Genomic DNA, 7,632 nt, shown 5'->3' on the forward strand with positions numbered 1-7,632 from the left:
CATAGCTTTACCCATTACCACTACGACACACGGGTTTGACTTACATGAAAAAACAGATTTCGTTCATTGCACCAGGACAGACAGCCAAAGCACTGATCCTCGTGTACCTGACGTTTTCGGTACCGATCGTGCTGCTGGGCGTACTGGTGGCGTTCGTGCGCTATGGTTCGGTGGAACTGAGCACGGTGTTCAGCGCGCTGCTGCTGAATGCGATTCTCGGCTTCGTCCTGCTATGGATCGCCTGCCATGCCTACAACTGGGTTGCGTCGCGCTTCGGCGGAATTGAAATCCAACTGACCGACGCCCCGGAAGAAGCGTAATGCCCGCGACGATCCGCGCCGCCACGCCTGCCGACACCAGCGCGATCTTCGCGCTGACGTACGAGCTCGCGGAATTCGAAAGCCTCACGCACGTCTTCGTCGCAACCGAAGAGGGCTTGCGCGACGCGCTGTTCGGCGCGCGGCCTTCCATTGAAGCGCTGGTAGCGGAGAACGAAGGACGCATCGTCGGCTATGCGCTGTTCTTCCACAATTACTCGAGTTTCGTCGGCAAGCGCGGACTATATCTCGAAGACGTCTACGTACAACCCTCGCAACGCGGCAGCGGTCTGGGCACCGCGTTGATTCAACGCCTCGCCGCCCTGGCGGTGGAACGGCAATGCGCGCGCTTCGAATGGACCGTGCTCGACTGGAACCGGCAGGCCATCAGCTTCTATGAAAAGATGGGCGCGACCGTCATGCCCGACTGGCGCGTGGTGCGCCTGACAGGTGACGCGCTTGAACAGTTGGCAACAAGCGCGCGTGCCTGAGTGATTGGCGAGCGGAGCTTCACGCCGGGTTCCGCCACACCTGACCGTTAGCCCCGTACCCTCATTGCTCTTCGGGCTCCGCACCCGAGAGCGCATCGCCGAGCAACCCGCTCGCCTCCTCGCCCGGTAATGCCTCGACATCGCGCAGTCTGCGGCTCATGACACGCGTGCGCGTTTCCGCCGCTTCGATAGAACGCGTGACGGTTTCCAGTTGCGCCTTTGTCTTCGCCAGCACGTCACCGAATTTGCCGAACTCCGTTTTCACCGCGCCGAGCACCTGCCACACCTCGCTCGACCGCTTTTCGATCGCGAGCGTGCGAAAACCCATCTGCAGACTGTTGAGCAATGCGGTCAGCGTAGTCGGACCGGCGATCGTCACGCGATAGTCGCGTTGCAGCAGGTCCGTCAGGCCCGGCCGGCGCAACACCTCCGCGTACAGGCCCTCGGTCGGCAGGAACAGCAACGCGAAATCCGTGGTGTGTGGCGGCGACACGTATTTCTCCGCAATCGTGCGGGCCTCGGCGCGAATCCGCGCTTCGAGCGCGCGGGAGGCTTCTTCCACCGCGACTGGATCGGCGCGCTCCTGCGCTTCGATCAGACGCTCGTAGTCTTCACGCGGAAACTTGGCGTCGATGGGCAGCCAGACCGGCGTGGCCACGCCGCCCTGCTCCGCGCGCCCGGGCAACTTGATCGCAAACTCGACGCGCTCCGTGCTTCTCGGCACGGTCGCAATGTTCTTCGCGTACTGGTCGGCGGTGAGCAGTTGCTCCAGTAACGCTTCCAGCTGCACTTCGCCCCACGTACCGCGTGTCTTCACATTGGTGAGCACTTTCTTCAGGTCGCCGACACCGGCCGCCAGCGTCTGCATCTCGCCCAGTCCGCGGTGCACCTGCTCGAGCCGGTCGGACACGAGCTTGAACGATTCACCCAGACGCTGTTCGAGCGTGGCGTGCAGTTTTTCGTCGACGGTGCGGCGCATTTCCTCGAGCTTGACCGAGTTGTTCGCCTCGATATCCTTCAGCCGCTGTTCGATGGTTGCGCGCACCTCGGCGAAACGGCGATCGTTCGCCTCCGTGAGTTGCCCCAGTTGCAGGCTCAGCGTGTCGCCGAACTGCTTGAGCGAGCGGCCCTGCTCGTCGCGCGCCTGCTGGGCCTGCGCCTGCAGACTGTGACGCACGGCGTCGAGCTGCTGGGCGAACCCGTCGATCTTGCCGCCCTGCACCGTCGTCATACTGCTGAACTGCGCCGCCAGCGTCTGCTGAAAGTGCGCGAAGCCGCTGCTCTGTTCAGTACGCGACACCCGCGCGGTCTCGGTGATGTCATTGCGCAGTTGCCGTTCGAGACGCTCGTAGGCGTGTGCTTGCGCGTCGGTCGAGGCGTCCAGCCGCTCGTTGAGCAGTTCGAACTGCTCGCTCTCTTGCGCGCGGCTGTGGCCTCGCATCAGAAGGGCCAGCGCAATGACCAATGCGACCGCCAGCACTGCGACGGCCGCCACCAGAATCATTGTCATGAACGCGCCTTGCCGATGACCTCGGGATTGATCGGATTCGGCGGCCGGCCCGCGCGCGGGCCTGCGCCCAGGCCCGCGATCAGATTGTCCGCGGCGAGATTCGCCATGGCGCGGCGCGTGGCTTCGGTCGCGCTGGCAATGTGCGGCGTCAGCACGACATTCGGCACGCTCAGCAAGTCCTGGTTCAGATTCGGCTCGCCTTCGAACACGTCGAGACCGGCGGCGGCGATCTGCTTCGAGCGCAAGGCCTCGACGAGCGCCGCGTCGTCGACAATGCCGCCGCGCGCGATGTTGGTGAGCGTCGCGGTCGGCTTCATCAGCGCGAGTTCGGCGGCGCCGATCGTGTGATGGTTATCCTTCGTGTACGGAAGGACGAGCACGACGTGATCGGCACGCCGCAACAGGTCCTCTTTCGACGCGTATTCCGCGTTCAGCTCGGCTTCTATCTCCGGCGCGACGCGCGAACGATTGTGATAGATCACCTGCATGTTGAAGCCCTTTGCACGACGCGCCAACGCCTGGCCGATGCGGCCCATGCCGATCACGCCGAGCGTCGAGCCGTACAGGTCGCTGCCGAGAAAACCGTCATACGCCCACTTCTGCCATTTGCCCGCGCGCAGCCAGTGCTCCGATTCGGCGATACGGCGCGCCGCCGCCATCATCAGGGCCCAGCCGAAGTCCGCCGTCGACTCGTTCAACACGTCCGGCGTATTGGTGCCGAGCACATTGGCCGCGGTGAAGGCGGCCATGTCGAAATTGTTGTAGCCCACCGCCATGTTCGACACCACGCGCAGACGCGGCGCCGCCGCGAGTACGCCCGCGCCGACCGGATCGCCCGCGGTGAGCGCGCCGTCCTTGTCCGCGAGACGACGCGTCAGTTCGTCGGCGGACAATACGTCGCCCTGATTCCAGTCGACGTCGAAATACTGTTTGAGCCGTTCGATCACGTCAGGAAAGATTGGACGGGCGACGAGGATCTTCTGCATTGCAATTCTCCGTATAGCGCGTCGAGTTCGATTGCCTCGGCGTCAGAAAAAAAGCCAGCCGGTCACGAGGAACAACGGCAGCAACACCGCCGCGGACCAGCCCAGATACGCGAAAAAACCCGGCATGCGCACGCCGCGCGATTCCGCGATTGCCTTCACCATGAAGTTCGGCGCATTGCCGATATACGTGTTCGCACCCATGAACACCGCGCCAGCCGAGATCGCCGCGAGCGTGGTGGCGCCGGTGGTCATGAGCGTCTGCGCGTTGCCGCCGGCCAGGTTGAAGAACACGAGGTAGGTCGGCGCATTGTCGAGAAACGAAGACAGCAGCCCGGTCATCCAGAAGTACATCAAATCGTGCGGCTGGCCCGATGCGTCGTTGACCAGATGGACGATGCCGGCAAAGGCGCCCGCCTCGCCGGCACGCAGGATCGTGATGACCGGCGCGATCGTCACGAAGATGCCGGCGAACAGCTTGGCCACCTCTTCGATCGGCGCCCAGTTGAAGTCGTTGCCCGCGCGCGCCGTACGCGGCGTGAGCACCAATGAAAGCAACGTGACCCCTAGCAGCGCGGCATCGCGCACGGCATTCTGCAGCGCGAGGTGCGTGCCGAACACGTCGAACTCCACGCCCGGCTTCCACAGCCCGCTCATCAGCACGAGCCCGACTACCGCGGCGAGAAGCACGAAATTGATCTTGCCGTCGATGCCGAGCAGCGGCGAGTCAGGCGTGGGATCGAGAAAGCGCGAGCGCTCTTCCTCACGCCGATGAAAGTAGTACGAGTCGAGCGCATAGAACCCGATCAGCAGCACGCCGCAAATGAACAGCATGGGCAGCATCAGATGCGTGGTGGTCCAGAAAAAGCTCACGCCCTGCAAAAAGCCGAGAAAGAGCGGCGGGTCGCCCAGCGGCGAGAGCGAGCCGCCCGCGTTCGCCACGAGGAAGATGAAGAACACGACTACATGAACCACGTGCTTGCGATTGTCGTTGGCGCGCAGTAATGGACGGATCAGCAGCATGGCCGCGCCGGTCGTGCCCATGATGCTGGCTAGCAGCGTGCCGAGCGCGAGAATTCCCGTGTTCAGACGCGGCGTGCCATGCAGATTGCCGCGCACGCAGATGCCGCCCGCCACGGTGTACAACGCGGTTAGCAGCACAATGAACGGAATGTATTCTTCTAGCAACGCATGCACGAGCGTGCCGAATGCGACGCCTGTACCGAAGGTGAGCGCGAACGGCACGAGGAACGCAAGCGCCCAGGCAGCCGCGATCTTGCCGAAATGGTGATGCCAGAACGCCGGCGCGATCAGCGGAAATACCGCGATCGACAGCAGCACGCCTGCGAATGGCAGCCCCCACAGCGCCGACAAAGTGGCGCCATCGAGCGTAGCGGCAGACGCCAGTTGCGGCCAGCCGGCCAGCGCCAATGCAGCCGCGAACCCCATGCCCGTCCAGACGGCATGTCCTTTCATAGCGTTGAAATCCTTGTTATTGCCGGCAGCCGCGCGTGGGCACATGCGCCACGTGGCACGGGCCGCGCTTGCCGTTCAGGCGCCCTGCACGACGATCACATGCACGCGGTAAGGCCCATGCGCGCCGAGCACGATGGTCTGCTCGATATCCCCGGTGCGTGAAGGCCCGGAGACAAAATTGACCGCGCGTGGAAGTTCGCCGCGTTCTTTGCGGATCAGACCGAACGCCTCTTCATGACCCGAGACGATGCGTGAAGCCGGCACGATAGCAATATGCGTTTCAGGCAGCAGACCAGCGGACGCATAAGTTTCCGGTCCCGACAGCAACACGAGCGTGCCGGTTTCGGCGCTCGCGCAGAAGCAGCCGGTCAGGCCGACCACGTCGCCATCTTGCGGCTTGCGGAATTCGACAGTGAGGCCGGCTTCGGCCCACTGCAAATCCTGCAGCGTTTGCCAGGCGATTGCCTGCAACGGCAACGCATGTTGCGTGAGGTAGCGATGCGCCGCGGCCGGCACGTCGCCCAGTGCCTGAACCGATTCGACGGTGGTCGCCATCTTCCGGGCCTGTTCGACGAAGCGCGCAACGAGGTCGGCCGGCATCTCCGGACGCGGCCCGGCAGGATGGCGCGCCAGGTAGTCCGCCGCCGCCTCGCGCTCGGCAGCGGACGGCTCCGGCTCGCGCCCTTGCGCCGCGCGGATGCGCGCCAGTATGTTGCGTCGGGCAATCGATGTATCCATGTGCGAAATCCTCGTGTCGACAGCCGTTCGGGATGGCGGGAATTATACCGGCCGCCCCGCGCGCGGCCACCCTGGCCAAACGGGATATTGCCGCGTATCGCACACGCGGCTTACGCTATAGCCCACTGCAATAGCCAGCTGCGAGCCGCGTTACTTCGCCGCCTCTTCCTCGGGCTGCGCAATGCCGAACACCTGGCGCAGGTAAGCGAGGTAAGCCTTGTCTTCGCACATGTTCTTGCCCGGCGAGTCCGACAGTTTCGCCACCGGCTGGCCGTTGCAGCGAACCATTTTGATGACGATCTGCAGCGGGTTATAGCCGAGGTCGTTGGTCAGATTCGTGCCCACGCCGAACGCCAGCTTGCAGCGGCCGCGGAAGCGCTCATAGAGCTGCAGCACTTTCGGAATGTCGAGTGCGTCGGAAAATACGAGGATCTTGGTGCGCGGATCGCAGCGATTCGCTTCGTAGTGCTTGAGCAGACGTTCGCCCCACTCGAACGGATCGCCCGAATCATGGCGCGCGCCGTCGAACAGCTTGCAGAAATACATGTCGAAGTCGCGCAGGAACGCCTCCATGCCGTACACGTCGGAGAGCGCGATACCCAGGTCGCCGCGGTATTCCTTGGCCCACATTTCGAAGCCGAAGATCTGCGAGTCGCGCAGCCGCGGGCCGAGCGCCTGGCACGCCTGCAGATATTCATGCGCCATCGTGCCGAGCGGCGTGAGGCCGTGCTTCATTGCGTAGAAGACGTTGCTGGTGCCGGCGAACTGCTCGCCGAGGCCCTCTTTGAGCTTGAGGATCACTTCCTCGTGCCATTGCTTCGAGAAGCGGCGGCGCGTGCCGTAGTCGGCGATCTTGCAGTCGGCGAATTCCGGACGCGCGCCGAGCAGCTGGATCTTGTCGACGAGGCGGCCGCGCCCTTCGCTGTAGTCCGGCTTTTGCTGTGTATTGCGGAAGTAGACCTCGTTGACGATCGCGAGCATCGGGATCTCGAACAGGATCGTATGCAGCCACGGTCCCTTGATCTCGATGTCGATTTCGCCATTGCCCTTCGGCGACGGTTCGATCGAAATGTATTTTTCGTTCAAATGGAACAGCGCGAGAAACTCGATGAAGTCGCCCTTGATGAAGCGCATGCGGCGCAGGTAGTCGAGTTCGTCGTCGGTAAAGCGAAGCTGGCAGAGCTTGCGCACTTCCTCGCGAATCTCGCCGATATACGGAACGAGATCGACATTCGGCGTACGGCAACGGAAGCGATATTCCACGTTCGCCGCGGGAAAGTGATGCAACACCACTTGCATCATCGTGAACTTGTACAGATCGGTGTCGAGCAGCGAAGTAATAATCATGATGGTGCGAACTGGACTGCAGGAAAAACGGAAGGCCCGACACGAAAGGCCCGACTCAACCATGCGCATACGGCGCGCCCCGTGCGCACCGACCTGACGCATGTTACCCGAATGCCGCCGGATTCCGCGCGCCGCCGGGCGCTCGCACCGCGCGCCCGAAGAAGGTCTCCGTGGGTGAGCGCCGCAAAGCAGGTGGCCTTCAGCGCGCCATAAACTAATCACGAAAACGTATAAAAGGCATGGTGCGATGCTGCATGCGCCTCTTGACGTTACGATACAATAGCGCTTTTGGCGTTTGCGCCTCCCCAGATACCGCATGCAGGAGCTGCCTGAATGACTCACGTTGTGACCGAAAGCTGCATCAAGTGCCGCTATACCGACTGTGTCGATGTGTGCCCGGTGGACTGCTTTCGCGAAGGTCCCAACTTCCTCGCGATCGACCCCGATGAATGCATCGACTGCGCAGTGTGCGTAGCCGAATGCCCGGTGAACGCCATCTATGCCGAAGAAGACGTGCCGGGCGACCAGCAGAATTTCATCGAGCTGAATGCCGATCTCGCGAAAAGCTGGCCGAGCATCACCAAGACCAAAGCACCGCTGCCCGAAGCCGACGAGTTCAAGGACGTAAAGGAAAAGCTCGAGCTGCTCGTACGTTGAGTCTCGCAGCACGTCACATACGCAGCGGACTTCGAATGAAATCGAGATGAACGCAGGGTATTGACAGCCGCTTAAGCTCCTCCTACAATTTCGTTTCTCTGCTGTTGTTGTTC

The 7,632-nt window shown here is 62.6% G+C and carries 8 protein-coding genes; 3 read left to right on the forward strand and 5 right to left on the reverse strand.

Translation table 11 applies throughout. The features are described from left to right. The first annotated feature begins 44 nt into the window (after nucleotides 1–44). Nucleotides 45–320 (forward strand): hypothetical protein, encoded by a 276-nt coding sequence (locus P0D70_RS17545; protein ID WP_091792546.1) that lies wholly within the window; start codon nucleotides 45–47, stop codon nucleotides 318–320. After that, nucleotides 320–808, forward strand: a complete 489-nt coding sequence (locus P0D70_RS17550) for a GNAT family N-acetyltransferase (protein ID WP_408185424.1) — start codon at nucleotides 320–322, stop codon at nucleotides 806–808. The genes P0D70_RS17545 and P0D70_RS17550 overlap by 1 nt, the downstream gene beginning before the upstream one ends. A 61-nt stretch (nucleotides 809–869) precedes the next feature. Here P0D70_RS17550 and P0D70_RS17555 read toward each other — a convergent pair whose 3' ends face one another. From P0D70_RS17555 to pncB, 5 genes are all read right to left on the reverse strand, one after another. Then, nucleotides 870–2,318, reverse strand: coding sequence for a DNA recombination protein RmuC (locus tag P0D70_RS17555; RefSeq protein ID WP_408185425.1), 1,449 nt, complete (start codon nucleotides 2,316–2,318; stop codon nucleotides 870–872). Then, complete coding sequence (locus P0D70_RS17560; RefSeq protein ID WP_408185426.1) at nucleotides 2,315–3,304, reverse strand: 2-hydroxyacid dehydrogenase; 990 nt, start codon at nucleotides 3,302–3,304, stop codon at nucleotides 2,315–2,317. The genes P0D70_RS17555 and P0D70_RS17560 overlap by 4 nt, the downstream gene beginning before the upstream one ends. Nucleotides 3,305–3,346: 42 nt before the next feature. Continuing rightward, nucleotides 3,347–4,777 (reverse strand): sodium:proton antiporter, encoded by a 1,431-nt coding sequence (locus P0D70_RS17565; RefSeq protein WP_408185427.1) that lies wholly within the window; start codon nucleotides 4,775–4,777, stop codon nucleotides 3,347–3,349. A gap of 75 nt (nucleotides 4,778–4,852) precedes the next feature. Next, complete coding sequence (locus tag P0D70_RS17570; RefSeq protein WP_408185428.1) at nucleotides 4,853–5,515, reverse strand: LutC/YkgG family protein; 663 nt, start codon at nucleotides 5,513–5,515, stop codon at nucleotides 4,853–4,855. Nucleotides 5,516–5,665: 150 nt separating this feature from the next. Continuing rightward, complete coding sequence (gene pncB, locus P0D70_RS17575; protein WP_408185429.1) at nucleotides 5,666–6,862, reverse strand: nicotinate phosphoribosyltransferase; 1,197 nt, start codon at nucleotides 6,860–6,862, stop codon at nucleotides 5,666–5,668. A 333-nt stretch (nucleotides 6,863–7,195) separates the two neighbouring features. Here pncB and fdxA point away from each other — a divergent pair, with 333 nt between their 5' ends. Further along, nucleotides 7,196–7,519: a ferredoxin FdxA gene (gene fdxA / locus P0D70_RS17580; protein ID WP_091792539.1), complete on the forward strand. Its 324-nt coding sequence runs from the start codon at nucleotides 7,196–7,198 to the stop codon at nucleotides 7,517–7,519. Nucleotides 7,520–7,632: the final 113 nt, after the last annotated feature.

It is taken from the genome of Paraburkholderia sp. RL17-381-BIF-C (assembly GCF_046026435.1).
In the GTDB taxonomy this organism is placed as follows: domain Bacteria; phylum Pseudomonadota; class Gammaproteobacteria; order Burkholderiales; family Burkholderiaceae; genus Paraburkholderia.

Bases quoted from the DNA above. Each gene is read 5' to 3' on its own strand.
- P0D70_RS17545 (WP_091792546.1), top strand. From the start codon at position 45: ATGAAAAAACAGATTTCGTTCATTGCACCAGGACAGACAGCCAAAGCA.
- P0D70_RS17550 (WP_408185424.1), top strand. From the start codon at position 320: ATGCCCGCGACGATCCGCGCCGCCACGCCTGCCGACACCAGCGCGATC.
- P0D70_RS17555 (WP_408185425.1), bottom strand. From the start codon at position 2,318: ATGACAATGATTCTGGTGGCGGCCGTCGCAGTGCTGGCGGTCGCATTG.
- P0D70_RS17560 (WP_408185426.1), bottom strand. From the start codon at position 3,304: ATGCAGAAGATCCTCGTCGCCCGTCCAATCTTTCCTGACGTGATCGAA.
- P0D70_RS17565 (WP_408185427.1), bottom strand. From the start codon at position 4,777: ATGAAAGGACATGCCGTCTGGACGGGCATGGGGTTCGCGGCTGCATTG.
- P0D70_RS17570 (WP_408185428.1), bottom strand. From the start codon at position 5,515: ATGGATACATCGATTGCCCGACGCAACATACTGGCGCGCATCCGCGCG.
- pncB (WP_408185429.1), bottom strand. From the start codon at position 6,862: ATGATTATTACTTCGCTGCTCGACACCGATCTGTACAAGTTCACGATG.
- fdxA (WP_091792539.1), top strand. From the start codon at position 7,196: ATGACTCACGTTGTGACCGAAAGCTGCATCAAGTGCCGCTATACCGAC.